This is a genomic window from Mesorhizobium sp. M0518 (assembly GCF_040321125.1).
GTDB lineage: Bacteria > Pseudomonadota > Alphaproteobacteria > Rhizobiales > Rhizobiaceae > Mesorhizobium.
Genome location: NZ_JAMYQY010000008.1, coordinates 187,815 through 205,406, shown reverse-complemented (window position 1 = coordinate 205,406; position 17,592 = coordinate 187,815). Strand labels below are relative to the sequence as shown.

General features: G+C 64.9%; 16 protein-coding genes. 8 read left to right on the top strand and 8 right to left on the bottom strand.

Features of this window, described 5'->3' with window-relative positions; all coding sequences use genetic code 11:
* Positions 1 to 8: 8 nt before the first annotated feature.
* Positions 9 to 884: a fumarylacetoacetate hydrolase family protein gene (locus NKI66_RS14270; RefSeq protein WP_352751992.1), complete on the top strand. Its 876-nt coding sequence runs from the start codon at positions 9 to 11 to the stop codon at positions 882 to 884.
* The gene (hpaH, locus tag NKI66_RS14265; protein WP_352751990.1) at positions 881 to 1,687 is read left to right on the top strand and encodes a 2-oxo-hept-4-ene-1,7-dioate hydratase; all 807 of its coding nucleotides are present in this window, start codon (positions 881 to 883) and stop codon (positions 1,685 to 1,687) included. The genes NKI66_RS14270 and hpaH overlap by 4 nt, the downstream gene beginning before the upstream one ends.
* Before the next feature lie 30 nt (positions 1,688 to 1,717).
* Here hpaH and NKI66_RS14260 read toward each other — a convergent pair whose 3' ends face one another.
* From NKI66_RS14260 to NKI66_RS14235, 6 genes are read right to left on the bottom strand one after another with little or no spacing between them, the layout of a single operon-like run.
* Complete coding sequence (locus tag NKI66_RS14260) at positions 1,718 to 2,740, bottom strand: phosphotransferase enzyme family protein (RefSeq protein WP_352751989.1); 1,023 nt, start codon at positions 2,738 to 2,740, stop codon at positions 1,718 to 1,720.
* Entirely contained in the window at positions 2,737 to 4,029 is a 1,293-nt protein-coding gene (locus NKI66_RS14255) for an aminotransferase class III-fold pyridoxal phosphate-dependent enzyme (protein ID WP_352751987.1), read from the bottom strand. The genes NKI66_RS14260 and NKI66_RS14255 overlap by 4 nt, the downstream gene beginning before the upstream one ends.
* 35 nt (positions 4,030 to 4,064) lie before the next feature.
* Positions 4,065 to 5,414, bottom strand: coding sequence for an aminotransferase class III-fold pyridoxal phosphate-dependent enzyme (locus NKI66_RS14250; RefSeq protein ID WP_352751985.1), 1,350 nt, complete (start codon positions 5,412 to 5,414; stop codon positions 4,065 to 4,067).
* 19 nt (positions 5,415 to 5,433) lie between these two features.
* Entirely contained in the window at positions 5,434 to 6,102 is a 669-nt protein-coding gene (locus NKI66_RS14245) for an HAD family hydrolase (protein WP_352751983.1), read from the bottom strand.
* Complete coding sequence (locus NKI66_RS14240) at positions 6,099 to 7,379, bottom strand: Tm-1-like ATP-binding domain-containing protein (RefSeq protein WP_352751981.1); 1,281 nt, start codon at positions 7,377 to 7,379, stop codon at positions 6,099 to 6,101. Before NKI66_RS14240 ends, NKI66_RS14245 begins: the two co-directional genes overlap by 4 nt.
* On the bottom strand, positions 7,379 to 8,149 hold the full coding sequence (locus NKI66_RS14235; protein ID WP_352628951.1) for an IclR family transcriptional regulator: 771 nt from the start codon (positions 8,147 to 8,149) through the stop codon (positions 7,379 to 7,381). Before NKI66_RS14235 ends, NKI66_RS14240 begins: the two co-directional genes overlap by 1 nt.
* Positions 8,150 to 8,322: 173 nt before the next feature.
* Between NKI66_RS14235 and NKI66_RS14230 the strand changes: the two genes are divergently transcribed.
* The 6 genes from NKI66_RS14230 (at position 8,323) to NKI66_RS14205 (ending at position 15,441) form a co-directional block, all read left to right on the top strand.
* A complete protein-coding gene (locus NKI66_RS14230) occupies positions 8,323 to 9,771 on the top strand; it encodes an APC family permease (RefSeq protein ID WP_352751979.1) in 1,449 nt (482 codons plus the stop codon).
* Positions 9,772 to 9,830: 59 nt separating this feature from the next.
* Positions 9,831 to 11,024: a cytochrome P450 gene (locus NKI66_RS14225; RefSeq protein ID WP_352751977.1), complete on the top strand. Its 1,194-nt coding sequence runs from the start codon at positions 9,831 to 9,833 to the stop codon at positions 11,022 to 11,024.
* The gene (locus tag NKI66_RS14220) at positions 11,021 to 12,508 is read left to right on the top strand and encodes an aldehyde dehydrogenase (RefSeq protein ID WP_352751975.1); all 1,488 of its coding nucleotides are present in this window, start codon (positions 11,021 to 11,023) and stop codon (positions 12,506 to 12,508) included. Before NKI66_RS14225 ends, NKI66_RS14220 begins: the two co-directional genes overlap by 4 nt.
* 251 nt (positions 12,509 to 12,759) lie before the next feature.
* The gene (locus NKI66_RS14215; RefSeq protein WP_128305115.1) at positions 12,760 to 13,614 is read left to right on the top strand and encodes a MetQ/NlpA family lipoprotein; all 855 of its coding nucleotides are present in this window, start codon (positions 12,760 to 12,762) and stop codon (positions 13,612 to 13,614) included.
* A 92-nt stretch (positions 13,615 to 13,706) separates the two neighbouring features.
* Positions 13,707 to 14,804, top strand: coding sequence for a methionine ABC transporter ATP-binding protein (locus NKI66_RS14210; RefSeq protein ID WP_352751973.1), 1,098 nt, complete (start codon positions 13,707 to 13,709; stop codon positions 14,802 to 14,804).
* The gene (locus NKI66_RS14205; RefSeq protein WP_023810829.1) at positions 14,785 to 15,441 is read left to right on the top strand and encodes a methionine ABC transporter permease; all 657 of its coding nucleotides are present in this window, start codon (positions 14,785 to 14,787) and stop codon (positions 15,439 to 15,441) included. Before NKI66_RS14210 ends, NKI66_RS14205 begins: the two co-directional genes overlap by 20 nt.
* Before the next feature lie 75 nt (positions 15,442 to 15,516).
* Here NKI66_RS14205 and NKI66_RS14200 read toward each other — a convergent pair whose 3' ends face one another.
* The gene (locus NKI66_RS14200) at positions 15,517 to 16,026 is read right to left on the bottom strand and encodes a flavin reductase (RefSeq protein WP_023810828.1); all 510 of its coding nucleotides are present in this window, start codon (positions 16,024 to 16,026) and stop codon (positions 15,517 to 15,519) included.
* A gap of 6 nt (positions 16,027 to 16,032) precedes the next feature.
* Positions 16,033 to 17,577 carry a 4-hydroxyphenylacetate 3-hydroxylase N-terminal domain-containing protein gene (locus tag NKI66_RS14195; protein ID WP_352751972.1) on the bottom strand — a complete coding sequence of 515 codons (1,545 nt, stop codon included), beginning with the start codon at positions 17,575 to 17,577 and terminating at the stop codon, positions 16,033 to 16,035.
* Positions 17,578 to 17,592: the final 15 nt, after the last annotated feature.

Sequence of the window (17,592 nt, the reverse complement as noted above, 5' to 3'; positions counted from 1 at the left end):
AGACCCGGATGACTGGACATGGGCGGCTCGCCACCTTCACCGTCGGCGGCAAGGCGCGCTATGGCGCGATCACGGGCAAGGGCGTCGTCGACCTGTCGGCGCGCCACAGAGAATGGCCGACGCTGCGCGAAGTGATCGAGGCCGGCGCCTTGCGCCGGCTGGCGGAAGGGGCTGAGGCCTTCGCCGCCGATTTCCCGCTCGGCGCCATCGCCTACGAAATCCCGATCCCGTCGCCGGAAAAGATCATCTGCGTCGGCGTCAACTATCCGGACCGCAACGAGGAGTACAAGGACGGCCAGGCGGCGCCCTCCAACCCGTCGCTGTTCATCCGCTTTCCCCGTTCATTCGTCGGCCATGGCGCGCCGCTGGTGCGGCCGCCGGAATCACCCCAGCTCGACTATGAGGGCGAAATCGTCATCGTCATCGGCAAGGCAGGCCGGCGCATCGCGGAAGCCGACGCGCTCGGCCATATTGCGGCGCTGTCGCTGTGCAACGAGGGCACCATCCGCGACTGGGTGCGCCATGCCAAGTTCAACGTGACGCAAGGTAAGAATTTCGACCGCACGGGTTCGATCGGCCCCTGGCTGGTGCCGTTCACCGACGAGGCGCAGATTGCCGACATTGCGCTGACCACCCGCGTCAATGGCGAGCTGCGCCAGCAGGACCGCACCAGCCGGATGATCTTCTCGTTTCGCAAGATCATCAACTACGTCTCGACCTTCACCACGCTGGTGCCGGGCGATATCATCGTCACCGGCACGCCGACGGGCGCCGGCGCCCGCTTCGAGCCGCCGATCTGGCTGAAGCCCGGCGACGTGATCGAGGTGGAGGCCGAAGGCATCGGCGTGCTCAGAAACGGTGTCGTTGACGAGGCAGCGCAATGACCCCGGAGCAAGTGGAAGACGCCGCGGCACGGCTGTTCGAGGCCGAGCGGTCGCGCCGTCAGATCCGTCTGCTCAGCCTCGATTTTCCCGAGGCAACGATGGAGGACGCCTATCGCGTGCAGGCGGCGCTGGTGACGCGCAAGATCGATGCCGGGCTGAAGCCGAAGGGCTGGAAGATCGGGCTGACCTCGAAGGCGATGCAATATGCGCTCGCCATCGACACGCCGGATTCGGGCATGCTGTTCGACGACATGTTCTTCCATGACGGCGCGACGGTGCCGGCCGACCGCTTCATCCAGCCGCGCGTCGAGGCCGAGATCGCCTTCGTCATGAAGGCGCCGCTGAAAGGTCCCGGCGTGACCATCTCCGACGTGCTCAACGCCACCGACTACATCACGCCGGCGCTGGAAATCCTCGACACCCGCATCGAACGCATCAATGCCGAGACGAAGAAGGCACGCACCTTCTTCGACACGATTTCCGACAATGCCGCCAATGCCGGCATCGTCATCGGCGGCCGGCCGCAGCGGCCTGATGAGGCCGACATGCGCTGGATCGGCGCCATCGTTTCGCGCAATGCCGAGGTCGAGGAAACCGGGCTCGGCGCCGGCGTGCTCAACCATCCGGCGATGGGCATTGCCTGGCTGGCCGACAGGCTCGCCCGCTACGGCATGTCGATCGCGGCCGGCGAGGTGGTGCTGTCAGGCTCTTTCGTGCGCCCGGTCGAGGCGCGGCCCGGCGACACAATCGTCGCCGATTTCGGCAGTTCGGGCACGGTCAGCATTCACTTCGCGAAGGGCTGACGGTTCCGCCGCCAACCCGCACGGCAGCCTCTATTCGCCACGCAGATAGGCAACCACCACATCGGCTGCGATGGCCGACATGCGCATGCCGACATCCCTGGTGATGTCGCCTTCGACGCGGCTCTGCACCCAGCCAAGAAAGGCGAAGGCGCGCAGAGCCGAAAACAGCGGCAGCGCGGCGATGTCGCGCGCCGTCAGCTCCCGCTCCTGCCGATAGCCGTCGAGCAGAGCGGCCTCGATCAGCGGATAGATCGCCTCCTCGCGGTTCTGGTACAGCGCGACGGCAAGGTCGTACATGTGCCAGCCATGGCCGCAATCGTCGAAGTCGATGATGCGGATCGCGCCGTCATGGACGAGCACATTCTCGCGCACCAGGTCGGCGTGGATGATGCCGAAATTGCGGGCGCTGCGTTCATGCTCCGACAGCGCCTCCACGGCCTTTTCCCGCGCCTGGAAAATCAGCTCGCGACGAGGGCCGTCGAGGAAGGGCGAGGTCTCGAAACGGCCCCAAATCGGGTTCGCACCGAAGAAGCCGTCGAAATCCCAGGCATGGCGGGCAAAGCCGGCGGGCGGCGTCCAGGCAGACGTGACATTGTGCATGTGGGCGATGGTTCGCCCCATCGCGGTAAAGACCTGTCTTGCCTGCTCGGGTGTAAAATCCAGCGGCACGCCTCGCGCGCCGACGGCGCGGCCTTCCAGCCAGCTCAAGCAATCGACTTGACGGGGTTGCACTGAGGCGTTGGCGCTGACAAGCACGAACAGATCGCCGGCCGGCGTGGCGACCGGCGAGGGTGTGGCGATGCCGGCCGATTGCAGAAAGCCCATCCATTGCAGTTCCGAGCGCAGGGCGGCGTCCGTGTGATAGCCAAGCCGATGAATGCGCATGGCGGCCGGCTGGCCTGTTGGCAAGATGACGCGAAACACCGCGTTCTCGCGGAATTTCAGCAGCTCCGGCTCACCCTCATCAATGCCCCAATGGGTGAGCGCGCGCCTGGCAAGCGCCGTGACATCGGCTGCCGTCTCGGGCTCGGACTGCGTGGAAACAGCGTTCACGCCTTCACTCCGCCGACTTCACCCAGCACCTGGTCGAGGACGCCGATCAGGACGTCGGCATTGTCGCGCGAGAACGGCATTGGCGGGCGGATCTTCAGCACATTGCCGTGGATGCCGGTCTTGCCCATCAGCACGCCGCGGTGGCGCATGCGGTTGGCGACCTGCTCGGCAATGTCGGGCGCCGGCTCGCGCGTCTCGCGGTCGTGAACCAGTTCGGCGCCGAAGAACAGGCCGGCGCCCCTGACCTCGCCGATGCATTCATGGCGCTCGGCCAGCGGGCGCAGCAGACCGAGCGCATAGGCGCCGACATCGCGTGCGTTGGCGACGAGATCTTCCTGCTCGATGACGTCGAGGACGGCATTGGCCACCGCGCAGGAAACCGGATTGCCGCCAAAGGTGTTGAAGTAACGGAAAGCGTTGCGGAAGGTCGCCAGGATCTCCCCAGTGGTGACCACGGCGGCGACCGGATGGCCGTTGCCCATCGGCTTGCCCATGGTGACGATGTCGGGAACGAAGCCGGCGCGCTGGTGGCCCCAGAAATGGCTGCCGGTTCGGCCGAAACCGGGCTGCACCTCGTCGGCGACGACCAGCCCTCCGGCGTCGCGCACCGCGCGCATGGCATCGTCGAAGAAGCCGCTGGGTAGCGTTGGAAAGCCTTCATTGGCGAGCAGCGGGCAGAGGATGATGCCGGACAGGCCGATGCCGTCCTCTTCCAGCGAGGCGATGGCTTCGCGCACCGCGTCGCCAAAGGCTTTGCCGTTGGCCATCGCATCCGGATGGCGATAGCTGTCGGGCGCCGGCACCAGCCTGACGTTGCGGGCGCGGTCGCCGACCGGCGGCATGCGGGTGCTGAGCTGCGAAACCGCCGTGGTGTTGCCATGGTAGGTGGCGTCGGTGGCGATGATGCCCATGCGGCCGGTGGCGGCCTGCGCCATGCGCAGCGCGATGTCGTTGGCCTCACTGCCGGTGCAGGTCAGGATGGCTGTGGACAGGCTGGCATCGAAGGTCGCGGTCAGCCGCTCGACATAATCGAGGATGGCGGTGTGCAGATAGCGTGTGTGGGTGTTGAGCAGGCTTGCCTGCCGGCACAAGGCCTCGACCACATGCGGGTGGCAGTGGCCGACATGCGCGACATTGTTGTAGGCGTCCAGATATTTGCGGCCGTCGGCATCGTAGAGCCAGACGCCTTCGCCGCGCACCAGATGCACGGGCTCGTCATAGAACAATTGCGATTTCGCGCCGAGCAGGCGGGAACGCCGGCTAACCAGTGCTTCTTGCGATTGACTCATTGCGTCTTGAAACTCCGTTGTGGCCAGCTAACCCGTCAGGCCTTCGACAGGCCTGCATCCAGCGCTTCGCCGATCTTCGTCACATCGGCGGCGGTGATGATGAGCGGCGGCGACAGGATGATGGTGTTGCCCGACACACGCAGCATGACGCCGGCCTCATAGGCGGCCTCCGAAACCACGGCCATGGTCTTCTTGTCGGCCGGCTTTTTCGTCGTGCGGTCCGAGACCAACTCCAGCGCCGCCATCAAGCCCTTGTACCTGACATCGCCGACGATCGCATGCCTGGCCTTCAGCCCCTCCAGCGCGGCCGCGAGTTCGACGCCCCGTGCCGCCGCGTTCTCGTTCAGGCGAAGCCGTTTGGTCTCGGCAAGCGCCGCCAGACCCGCCGCGCAGCCGACCGGGTGGCCGGAATAGGTATAGCCGTGGCCGATCGCACCAAAACTGGTCTTGTCGGCCTCGAAGACATCGGCGACTTTTCCGCCGATCAAGGTCGCGCCGAGCGGGAAATAACCTGACGTGATCGCCTTGGCGATGGTCATGAAATCCGGCTTCACGCCGGACAGACGCGAGCCCGACCATGCGCCGGTGCGGCCGAAGCCCGTCACCACCTCGTCGGCGATCAGCAGGATCTCGTGGCGGTCGCAGATCTCACGCACCAGTGGCATGAAGCTCTCATGCGGAACGATGACGCCGCCGGCGCCGAGAACCGGCTCCATGATGAAAGCGGCGATGGTGTCGCCGCCCTGGAAGGCGATCTCGTCCTCCAGCGCCCTGGCGCAGAGTTTTGCCAGCCGCACTGGGTCGGTCTCATCGAACGGGTTGCGGAAGGTCCAAGGCGCGGGAATGTGGAAGACGCCGGGCAGCAGCGGCTCGTAGTTGCGGCGGAAATTGGCGTTGCCGTTAACCGACGCGCCGCCGAAATGGGTGCCGTGGTAGCCCTTCTTCAGCGCCAGGAACTTGGTGCGGTCGGCCTGGCCGCGGATCTTCCAATATTGCCTGGCCAGTCGCAGTGCCGTTTCGACCGAATCCGAGCCGCCCGAGGTGAAGAAGGTCCGCACCATGCCTTCAGGCTCGAACCATTCGCAGAGTTCGTAGGCGAGTTCGATCGACGGTCCAGTCGAGGTGCCGCGAAAACCGGAATAATAGGGCAGCGCGCCAAGCTGGTCGGCGATCGCCTTCTTGATCGGGGCGCAGCTGTAGCCGAGATTGACGTTCCACAGGCCGCCGACGGCATCGAGCACGGTGTTGCCGGCGATGTCGGTGACCATCACGCCCTCGCCCTTCATGATCACCTTTGGCGGGTTGGCCCGCATCTCGGCCGGATGCGCCATTGGGTGCCAGATCGGCTTGGCGTTGGTCTCGGTGAGGAAATTGATGTCGCGCATGAAAGGGCTCCGCAAAATCTCAGGCAGCTGAAACGAGGTCGAAATGGCCGAGTGCTTCGGCATAGGATTGGGCCGGGTGAGCAACGTCGAAATGAACCGTGCGCATGCCGGCAGCACAGCCGCCATCGACATTGCGCTGCTGGTCGTCGACGAAGACGCAAGCACCGGCCGGCAGGCCGAGCGCTTCGGTGACCAAGGCATAGGCGCGCGGATCGGGCTTGAGTATGCCGGTGTAAGTGGCGTCGACGATCGTGTCGAACAGGCCGAGCAGCGGCAGCCGCCGGCGGAAATCGGCGCCGTAGAACAGGTCGAGTTCATTGGACAGGATTGCCAGCCGAAATCCGGCCGCATGCACCGTGCGGATGGCGCTGTCGGCTTCGGGCCGCACCACCTTTTCCGGCTCCGCGCCACGCGCGCGCCGGACGAAGGTTTCCATCGCCTGCCAGTCCTCGCCGACGAGACGGCCAACCTCGCTTGTGCGGGTGCGCCAATAGTCGCGCTCGCTGATCTCGTCGGCTTGCATGGCGCGCCACAGCGGATCGCTGTGCGGATCGAACGGCCCGCGCCATTGCAGCGTCCCCGGCGTGAGGCCGAGCGCCTGTTCGGTCAAGGCGTGGGTCTCGAACAGTGTGCGGGTGACGACGCCGCCGAAATCAAGGACAAGCGCCTGGGCGGGAACAGCACTCACGCTGCCACTCCCTTGGCCGGCTTGCCGCGCGGGACGATGCCTTCCTCGACCCAGCGGTCGAAGATCTCGAGCGCCTTGCCGACGAAGTCGTCGCTGTTGATGTGAGCGTCGATCTCGTGGAACTCGACCCCGGCGGGAATAGCCCGACGCATTTCGTCAGTGAAGGCCGCGAGAGCCTCGGGTTCATAGAGCGGCTCACCCTGCACGTCCCATTCCTGGATGCCTCCGGTTGGCAGGATGAAGGCGGAGCGGCCTTTCGCGGCACCGAGCTTGGCGGCGATGGTCCTGGCGACCTGGCGGCGATCGTCGGCATCGACGGTGACCGAAGCGATCAGCCTGTTGTGGGCATGAAACGGCCGCGTCGAGAATTTAGCCGGCAAATCCTGCCAGGTCGGCAGATCGACCATGTCGACCGCCCCGGGGGCGGCGATCTGCGGAGTGCCGCGAGCGCCGGCATTCTCCAGCCGGTCGGTGCCGGAACTGACGACGGATCCCGCGAGATGATTGGTGATTTCCTGCAGGCTGAAGTCGAAGACCGCGCAGAAATGATCTTGGCCGGCGATCGATTCGAAGGCGCGGCCGCCCATTCCGGTGGTGTGGAAGACGGCAACGTCATAGCCGCGCCGTTCCAGGGCCGGCTTCAGCGTCTTCATGTAGCGCAGGCAGCTGCTGCCGAGCGAGGTCATGCCGATGGTCGGCCCCGGTGCCTGCGCCGACGCGCGAGACGCCAGTACGATTTTAGCCGCGCCGACGACCGCACCGCAGGCCTGCGACAGGACCAGCCTGCAGATCGAGTTGAGGCCGTACAGTCCGCCCGCCCAGAGGATCATCATCAGGTCGGGGGCGACGCGCTCGGGCGGGATGAGATGCGAATAGGCGATGGTCGAGACGACGAATTTCGGCACGCCGAGCGGCAGGCAAAGCGCCACGTCGAGCGCCAGATCGGTTCCCATGGAGCCGCCTATGGCAATGAAGGCGTCGATCTCGCCACTTTGATGGAGCTTGCGCACCAGCTGCACGGCGCCGCCGGCCATCAGCGTCATGGCGGTGTTCTCATCACCACTCGAAACGATCTCGGCGATCGTCACATCTACAGCCCGGGCCACGGCGTGCTTGTCGTGGTCCGGGCTGTAGGGCGGGTCGCCCAGCACGCTGACATCCATCATCACGGCGCTGCCGCCCGACGCCTCGATGCACTGTTTCATGAACAGCAGCTCTTCGGCCTTTGTGTCGCCGGTGCCGATGACCAGGATGCGGGGCGCTGTCTCCGAGGGCATCAGGCCTGCCTCCTCAAGATTTGCAGGTTTTCGCCGTTGAGGCGCATGGAAATCTCCCGTGCCGCCTCCCTCACGGCAAGTCCCCGTTCGGCGATCGCGGCTGCCGTCGTTCTGGCCTTTGGCGCCGCCACCGCGATGGTGCCGAGCGCAAAGCCATCCGGCCCGCGGATTGCCGCCGCGACGCTGATCACACCTTCCTCATAGCCCTGGTCGCAGATCGAATAGCCGCGCTCGCGCGCCTCGCTCATGGATCTTGAGATTGCGGCCGGCTCGATCAGCGTATGGGCCGTGAAAGCGTCGAGCGAACCCGTCAGGCACGCCTTGACGGTCTCGTCGCGTGCAAAGGCCAGATAGGCGATGCCCGACGCGGTCGAATGCAGGGGCAGCAACTGACCGATGTCGATGTTGACCCGGTTCGCCCATGCCGGATGCTCGACATGGACGGTGACCAGCCTGTCGACGCCGAATTCCGACAAATGCACGGTCTCGGCCGTCGATGCCGCCAGATCCCGCACCAGCGGAACAGCCGTCTGCAGGAAGGGAAAGCGCGCCTCGCGGATGCGAGCCAGCCGCGACAGGCCGGCGCCGAGGCGATAGTGCCGCGTGCCCGCATCCTGCTCGACAAAACCATGGCCGGCCAGCGCAACCAGCAGCCGCCTTGTCGTCGCCTTGTCGAAGCCCGAGCGGCGCGCCAGATCGGACAGGCCGAGCTCGGGCTCGTCGACGCTGAACAGCTCCAGAAGCGAGATCGCTTTTCCGACCGTACTCAAATTTGCCTCCCGGTTCGGGACAATCATTTAACGTGTGAATTAACTTGACAGGCATCGGCATTGTTTGCAAGTCTATATTCAAAATAACGGTTCGAATAATGAACCGACCACCAGAGTGCATGGGACAGGCCATTCGGCCGGCGAGCCTGAGGGTTTGCAAACAGGAGGGATCAATGACGGCAGTTGCAGAACAGGCGCCGGCCAACAGGCTGCGCAAGAACAGTCTTGGCGTCGGCGCCATCACCTTCATGGTGATTTCGGCGGCCGCCCCGCTCACGGCCGTCGCCGGCGGCACGCCGCTCGGCATGCTGATGGGCAATGGCGCCGGCTTTGCCGGCACCTATCTGATCGTGACGGTGCTGCTGCTTTTGTTCGCGGTTGGCTATGTCGCCATGTCACGCCATGTCGGCAATGCCGGCGCCTTCTATGCCTATGCCGCGCGCGGCCTCGGCAGCATGGCCGGCGGCGCCACGGCGCTGATCGCCATCCTGTCCTACAATGCCATGCAGATCGGGGTCATGGGCCTGCTCGGTGCCGCGACATCAGGCCTGTTCGCCGGCTGGGGCATCAATTTGCCCTGGTGGGTGTGGAGCTTCATCGCCATCGCGCTGGTGGCCGTGCTCGGCTACCGGCAGGTCGACCTCTCCGCCAAGATCCTGACGGTGCTGGTGCTGTGCGAATATCTTGTGGTGCTGGTCCTCGACATCGCCATCCTCAAGACCGGCGGCGACAGCGGCCTGTCGGCGGCGCCATTCAGCTGGAGCCAGATCGTCAGCGGCTCGCCGGCCATCGCCATCCTGTTCTGCTTTGCCGCCTTCATCGGTTTCGAGGCGACGACGATCTATGCCGAGGAGGCACGCGATCCAAAGATCACCATTCCGCGCGCCACCTACTTTTCGGTCGTGCTGATCGGTGTCTTCTACATGCTCACGGCATGGCTGATGGCGGTCGGCGCCGGTGTCGACAAGCTGCTGCCGACGCTGCAAGGGCTGCAGGATCCGACGACCTTCCTGTTCGGCCTGTCGGATCGTTACGCCGGCACGATGCTGTCGCAGGCGATGAGCATCCTGTTCGTGTCGAGCCTGTTTGCCGGCGTGCTGGCGTTCCACAATGCGGTTGCGCGCTATATCTATGTCTCGGGCCGCGAAAAACTGTTGCCGCAGACGGTCGGCGTGACGCATGCGGTGCACCAGAGCCCGCATGTCGCTTCCATCATCCAGAGCGTGCTCGCCGCGGTCGTCGTCGGCCTCTTCGCCGTGCTCGGCCTCGATCCGGTGCTGGCGCTGTTCTCCTGGCTGACCAACGTCGCGACACTCGGCGTCATCGTCATGATGGCGGTGGCCTCGCTTGCCGTGGTGATGTTCTTCCGCGCCAATCCATCGACGCAGGAGAACGCGATGAAGACCACCATCCTGCCCGGGCTGACCTTCATCGCCTTCGTCATCATCATCTACCTGATCGTCATCAATTTCGGCAGCCTGTCCGGGGCCGGCGGTTTCCTTGGCGTGTTCCTGCCGGGGCTGGTGCTGATCGCCGCGATCGTCGGCCTGCTGCTGGCCAGCGCGCTGAAGAGCCGCGATCCTGTCGCGTTCAAAAACCTCGGCCAGCCGCTGAAAGATTGAGGAAAGCAAAGGGGCGGCGTGCCGCGCCGCCCCTTACACCACAAAGGGGAGTGGCGGATTTGAGCTTTGCCGAAAATATCACCGTCGAGGCATTGGAAGCCGATCCCTACCCGATCTATGCAGAGCTCAGGCGCAGTGCACCTGTCGCTTTCGTGCCGGCGGTCAATCTGTGGTTCGTCACCCGCTGGAAGGATGTCGAGAGCGTCGCCAAGTCGCCCGACATCTTCTCCGCCGTTGTCGGCTCGTCGCCGGTCGAGCGCTCCTTCGGCAAGCCCACCATCCTGACCACCGATGGCGAGACGCACAAGCAACTGCGCCAAGGCGTCGACCCGAAATACCGGCCGCGCACAGTCGCCGCCTATGCCGGCGACCTCGTGCGGTCGATTGCCGAACCTTTTCTCGATCGGATCGCCAACCAGGGTTCCGCCGAGCTGATGGCCGACTATTTCGAGCCGGTGTCGACGCTCAGCCTGGCGCGCTCGCTCGGCCTTGCCGACATCGACATGCCGACGCTGCGCCGCTGGTTCTATGGCCTTGCCCAGGGCGCCATCAATTTCGAGAACGACCCGAAGCGGCAGGAGATCGCCGACGCGATCAGCGCCGAGGTCGGCGACGCCATCTTGCCGACGCTGGAAAGGCTTGTCCACGCACCGGATGATTCCGCGCTGTCGCATATGCTGCATGACGGCATGCCGGAGGGCACGACGCGGCCAATCGACTTCCTGATGCCGAGCATCAAGGTCATCCTGCTTGGCGGCATGCAGGAGCCCGGACATGGCGCCGGCTCGATCGTCGCCGGCCTGCTGGCCCATCCCGAACAATTGCGGCAGGTGCTCGCCGATCCCGAGACCTTTGTGCCGAAGGCTGTCGATGAAGGTTTGCGCTGGGTGGCGCCGATCGGCACGCAGACGCGGCAGACGACGCGGGCGGTCGAGCTTGGCGGCGTGACGATCCCCGCCGGCGCCGCGGTAGCCGCCCTCGTCTCTTCGGCAAGCCGCGACGAGAGCCGCTTTGCCGATCCCGACCGCTTCGACATCAACCGCGACGAAGGCAACCATGCCGCTTTCGGCTTCGGCCATCATTTCTGCTCGGGCCGGTTCTTCGCACGCGAGCAGATGTGCCTTGCGGTAAGGCTGTTGCTCCAACGCTTCCCCGATCTCAGCCTTGTGCAGGGCAGGGAACCGGTGTTTCGCGGCTGGGAATTCCGCGCGCCCACCACATTGCATGTGTCCCTTGGAGTCCGTCATCCATGATCAGTCAGGTTGCCATCGACACGCTGCGCAAGACGGAGATCGGCGCGCGGGGCCTGTTCATCGATGGCGCACAGACCGAGGCTACAAGCGGCGAAACCCTGCCGGTGACGTCGCCGGTTGATGGCCGCCCGTTTGCCAGTATCGCCGATGGCAATGCCGCCGACATCGACCGCGCGGTCAAGTCGGCGCGCAAGGCGTTCGAGAAGGGCTCGTGGTCGCGATCAGCGCCGGCCTTTCGCAAGAAGGTGCTGACGAAATTCGCCGAGCTGGTCGAAAAGCATGCCGACGAGCTCGCCGTGCTCGGCGTGCGCGACAATGGCACCGAGATCGGCATGGCCTACAAGGCCGAACCGCTCTCGGCGGCAGGCACCATCCGCTACTACGCCGAGGCCATCGACAAGGTCTATGGCGAGATCGCGCCGACGGCCGACAATGTTCTGGGACTGATCCACAAGGAGCCGCTCGGCGTCGTCGGCGTCATCGTGCCGTGGAATTTTCCGCTGATGATCGGCGCCTGGAAGATTGCGCCGGCGCTTGCCGCCGGCAATTGCGTGGTGGTCAAGCCGCCGGAAATCGCTTCGCTGACGCTGCTGCGGCTGGCCGAACTGGCAAGCGAGGCCGGCTTGCCCCCCGGTGTGCTCAACGTCGTCACCGGCCGTGGTTCGGTTACCGGCGAGGCGCTCGGCCTGCATATGGATGTCGACGCCATCGCCTTCACCGGTTCCGGCCCGGTCGGCCGACGGCTGCTCGAATATTCCGCTCGCTCCAACCTGAAACGCGCCTTCCTCGAACTAGGCGGCAAGTCGCCCAACATCGTCTTTGCCGATGCTCCCGACCTGAAACAGGCGGCGGTCGTCTCGGCCAACGGCATTTTTCGCAATTCCGGCCAGGTCTGCGTCGCTGGCTCGCGCCTGCTCGTCCAGGCGTCGGTCTATGACCGTTTCATGGACGAGCTTCTCTTGGCAACGACCCGGCTGAAAGTCGGCGACCCGCTCGATCTCTCCAGCGACATCGGCGCGGTATCGAGCGCCGAACAGCTGGACAAGAACCTCGGTTTCGTCACCAGGGCCACGGAAGAAGGTGCCCGTCTCGTCACCGGCGGCGAACGGATCCTGACAGAGACCGGCGGCAGCTACATGGCGCCGACGATCTTCGAGAACGTCACGCAAGACATGCAGCTTGCGCGTGAGGAGGTGTTCGGGCCCGTACTCGGCGTCATGCGCTTCGAAACCGAGGAGGAGGCGGTTCGGCTTGCCAATTCGACCGTCTACGGGCTTGCCTCCGCGGTGTGGACCGCCAACCTCTCCACCGCGCATCGCATGGTGCGCGCCATCAATGCCGGCGTCGTCCACGTCAACACCTATGGCGGCGCCGACATCACCGTGCCGCTCGGCGGCGTCAAGCAGTCGGGCTTCGGCCGCGACAAGTCGCTGCACGCGCTGGAGAAATATTTGGAACTCAAGACCGCCTGGATCGCGCTTTGAGACCAACCGTGGCGCTGGTCTCCTTCCGAATCTGACCTTCCCACGGAGATGCCCGGGATCGCCTTAGATCCGGCGGCGGTCGGCCGAGCGCCGTCTTGTTCTCTCTTCGTTGGAATTTTTGAGAGAATATTCCCGGCTTTGGCGAGAACGGCGAAACGCGTTCTTTGATTAAATCAATAGAATTTCTGACGATGTGATCAAGGCTGGGCAGTCCGCTTGGCCGCATGACTTCACAACCGCAGAGATCAATCATGTCCGACTTCAAAAACACTTTGCCATCTTCCTCAGGGTCAACCATCAGCCGGCGCAGCGGCTTGGCTCTGCTGTTCGCATCGGCCGTCGCGGTCGGCAGCTTGATGGCGCCGCATGCTTCGTTCGCCGAGGACAAGAAGGCGATCAAGGTCGGCATCATCAGCGGCGAGGACGAGGATGTCTGGCGCGTCGTCGTCGCGCAAGCCGCCGAAAAGGGCCTCGCCATCGAGACCGTGGTGTTCAACGACTACACCCAGCCCAACGAGGCGCTGGAGCGCGGCGAAATCGACGCCAACGCCTTCCAGCACCAGCCCTATCTCGACAACCAGATCAAGACACAGGGCTATCACATCGTGCGTGTCGGCTATACCGGCGTCTGGCCGATCGGCCTCTACTCGAAGAAGTACAAAGCAGTCGCCGACCTGCCCGAGGGCGCGGTCGTCGGCGTGCCGAACGACCCATCCAACGAAGGCCGGGCGCTGCGCGTGCTGCAGAACGAGGGCGTGATCAAGCTGAAAGACGGCACCGGCATTCTGGCCACCACCGCCGACATCGCCGAGAATGCGAAGAAGGTGGTGATCAAGGAACTCGACGCCGGCATCGTCGGCCGCTCGGTCGAGGATCTCGACGCGGCCGTGGTCAATACCGACTGGGCGCTGAAAAGCGGCCTGACGCCGGAAAACCGCATCGCGCAGGAGCCCATCGCCGACAATCCCTACCGCAATTTCATCGCGGTGAAGGCCGGCAACGAGAACGAGGCCTGGGTGAAGACGCTGGTCGCCTCCTATCAGAACGAGGCGGTGAAGGCCGAGTTCGATAAGGTCTACAAGGGCACCGGCCTCAGCGCCTATTGACCCGATCGTCGACCGGAAACCCGGTTCGAGAGCAATAGCGGTCCGCGCTCAGGCGCGGGCCGCGATTGCGTTTTCGGAGAACAGGAACATTCATGAACCAGCATATCACGGCATCCGGAGAAACCGCCGATCCGACGCATGCCCGGCCCGACGCGTCTCAGGACGTCGTGCGCCTCGTCGACCTGAAGCGCCGCTTCGGTGTGACAGCGGCGCTCGACGGCATCTCGCTGACCGTGCGCAAGGGCGAGATCCTCGGTATCATCGGTCGCAGCGGCGCCGGCAAATCGACGTTGATCCGCTGCCTGAACGGGTTGGAACGGCCTGACTCCGGCGAGGTGTTCATCGAAGGCCGCGAGATCAGCCGGCTAGGCGAGCGCGACCTGCAGCCGTTGCGGCGACGCATCGGCATGATCTTCCAGCATTTCAACCTGCTGTCGGCCAAGACCGTCGAGGACAATGTGGCGCTACCGCTCAAGATCGAGGGGCGCCCGAAAGCCGAGAGGCTGAAGCGCGCCGCCGAACTGCTCGATCTCGTCGGCCTGTCGGAGAAAGCAAAAGCCTATCCGGCGTCGCTGTCGGGTGGCCAGAAGCAGCGCGTCGGCATCGCCAGGGCGCTGGCAGCACGGCCGGCGCTGCTTTTGTCGGATGAAGCCACTTCGGCGCTCGATCCGGAGACGACGCGCTCCATCCTCGCACTGCTGAAAGACATCAACCGGCAGCTCGGCCTGACCATCCTGCTGATCACCCACGAGATGGAGGTGATCCGCTCGATCGCCGACCGCGTGGCGGTGATCGATGCCGGGCGCATCGTCGAGGAAGGCCCGGTCTGGTCGGTGTTTGCCGACCCGCGCTCGGACATCACCAGAAGCCTGCTCGGCGCCATCCGGCCGCAGCTGCCAGCCGAACTGGCGGCCCGGCTGCTGCCGGGGGCCAGCGCGGAGACGATCCTGCGCGTGGATGTGGCCGGCGAAGCGGCAAGCGGGCCATTGCTGTCCGACCTTGCCACGGCTGTTCCAGGCACCTTCCGCCTCGTCCATGGCGGCATCGACCATATCCAGCAGCAGCCGGTCGGCACGCTGTTCCTTTCGGTTCCCGGCAGCGATGCAAATCATCTCGCTGACATCATCACATTCCTGAAGGCCCGCCAGGCGCGGGTGGAGGTGCTTGGCCATGTCGCCGATCCTGTTTGAACTTCTGCTGCGTTCGATCTGGGAGACGGTGCTGATGACGGCCGCCTCCGGCCTCATCTCGCTGGTCTTCGGCCTGCCGCTCGGCCTGGCCTTGATCGCCACCGAACGCGGCGGGATTGCCGAAAGCCTGTGGGTGAACCGGTCGCTTGGCGCCGTCATCAACGGCTTCCGTTCGGTGCCCTTCATCATTCTTCTGGTCGCGCTCATCCCGGTGACGCGGCTGATCGTCGGCACCTCGATCGGCACATGGGCGGCCATCGTGCCGCTGTCGATCGCCGCCACGCCCTACTATGCGCGCATCGCCGAAGTGTCGCTGCGCGAAGTCGATCGCGGGCTGATCGAGGCGGCGCGCGCCATGGGCGGCAACCGCTGGACGATCATCCGCGAGGTGCTGGTGCCGGAAGCCCTGCCCGGCATTGTCGCCGGCTTCACGGTGACGCTGGTGACGCTGATCGGTGCCTCGGCCATGGCCGGCGCCATCGGTGCCGGCGGCCTCGGCGACCTCGCCATCCGCTACGGCTATCAACGATTTGAGACGTCCATCATGATCGCCGTGGTCATCGTGCTGATCATCCTGGTCTGCGGCATCCAGTGGGCGGGGGACCGGCTGGTGGCGAGGCTGGATCGGCGGGGGTGAAAGACTGGCTGATGGCACGGCCGGGGACGGGATAGGCGGAGGCCTTCCCGCCACCAAACCGTCTGACGCCCGGCTTCACCCGCCAAAGCTGCCCAGCCGCGTCGGCTGCGTATAGCTGCGGTCGACATAGAGCAGGGCCGAGCCGCCGCTGCCGTGCCGGACATCGATGACGCGGCCGATCATGACATTGTGCGTGCCGACGATATGCACAGTCTCGATCTCGCAATCGAAATTGACGATCGCATCCGACAGCGCCGGCGTACCGGAGGTCAGCGTCTGCCAGCGTGCGGCGGAGTAGCGCGCTTCCATGTCCCTGGTCGCGCCGGCGAACTTTCCCGCCAGATGCATGTGGTCATGCGTCAGCACGTTGACGCAGAAGCGCTGGTTGGACAGGAACATGGCGGCCTGCGTCGAGCGCCCGTTCATGCACACCAGCAGCGTCGGCGGCTCGTCGGAGACGCTGCACATGGCGGTGGCGGTGAAGCCGCCGCGCCCTGCCGGGCCATCGGTGGTGACGATGTTGACCGGCGCGCAGACCCTCGCCATGGCGTCGCGGAAATCGGTTTTCGAAATCTGCGTGGCCATCTGGTTTCACTCGGCCGTTGAGACAAGCGGATTGAACCAGGTATCGCCCGTCCAGCCATTCTCGTCATAGTCGGCCATGCAGGTGTCGACGAGCTCTTCCATCGCCTTCAGCCGCCCGCCGCGTTCAGCTCCTTTCAGCACCTGCAGCCGCACCTCTTCCGGCGCGCCGGCATAGTTGAGCTCGTAGAGCGCGTGACGGCCGCCGAACTCGGTGCCGGTCGCGTCCCACAAAAGCTTCATGATCTTGATGCGCTCGATGTGGCCCATGTCGTTGGAGCCGCGCACATATTGCGCCAGATACTTGTCGATCTCGGGGTTGTTGAAGTCGCGCACCGACGACGGCAGGTAGATCAGCCCGGACGCGATCACCCGGCGCACGGTGTCGATGACGCGCGGATAGGCTTCCGACATGAAGGTGCGGTAGGCGAGCGCGGCTTCCAGATTGGGCAGCACCGCACCATTCGCCCACGGGATCGGGTTGTAGGCCATGGCGTTGGAAAAGCTCCAGAACATGTGCCGCAGTGCAATGACCTCGCCCAGTGCCGCCTGGTTGCCGCGGAAAGCATCGCCGCCCGTGGCGCGCAGCGCCTTGGCCAGCAGGCCGGCGAGGAAATCGAGCTTGACGGCGAAACGCGTGCAGCCCTGGAAGCAGTAGCCATGCATGAAGCCGGACGCCGGGTGGAAGGACAGGATCTTCTGCGCATCGCGCAGCACCAGCACGTCCTCCCAGGGGATGAAGACATTGTCGAGCACCAGGATCGCGTCGTTCTCGTCGAAGCGTGACGACAGCGGATAGTCGAACGGCGCCGCCACCGTGTTGGCCGTCTGCTCGTAGGAGACGCGGCAGAACATCTTTATCCCCGGCGCATTCATCGGCACGATGAACATCACCGACAGCGACGGATCCTCGGTGACCGTCGCCGATCCCTGCGCCAGGAAGTTATAGTGCGTCAGCGCCGAGGACGTCGCCACCACCTTGGCGCCGGAGACGTAGATGCCGGCATCCGTCTCCTTGGTGATGTGGACGAAGATGTCCTTCACCTGTTCGGCCGGCTTGTGGCGGTCAATCGGCGGGTTGACGATGGCATGGTTCATGAACAGCACGGCTTCCTGGGCACGCCTGTGCCAGGACAGGGCATTGTCCCTGAACGGCCCGTACCAGTCTGCGTTGGCGCCGAGCGTATTCATCAGCGCCGCCTTGTAGTCGGGCGTGCGCCCCATCCAGCCATAGGACATGCGTGACCACTCGGCGATCGCCGTCTGCTGGGCGGCGAGTTCGCCAGAGGATTTGGCGACGCGGAAATATTTGTGGGTGTAGCCGCCCGAGCCGGTGTCGGTCGGCGAAGTCAGCGTGTCCCGTCGCAGGGGATCATGCAGCGCATCGTAGAGGCGCGCCAGCGACCGCGCCGAATTGCGCATCGACGGGTGCGTGGTGACATCGGCAATGCGTTCGCCATTGATATAGACCTCGCGGCCGTCGCGCAGGCTCTCCAGATACTCGGCCCCGGTGAACGGCCGTGCCTTGTCGGCGCGGAAGTCTTCTGATCGCATGATGGTCCTCCTCTT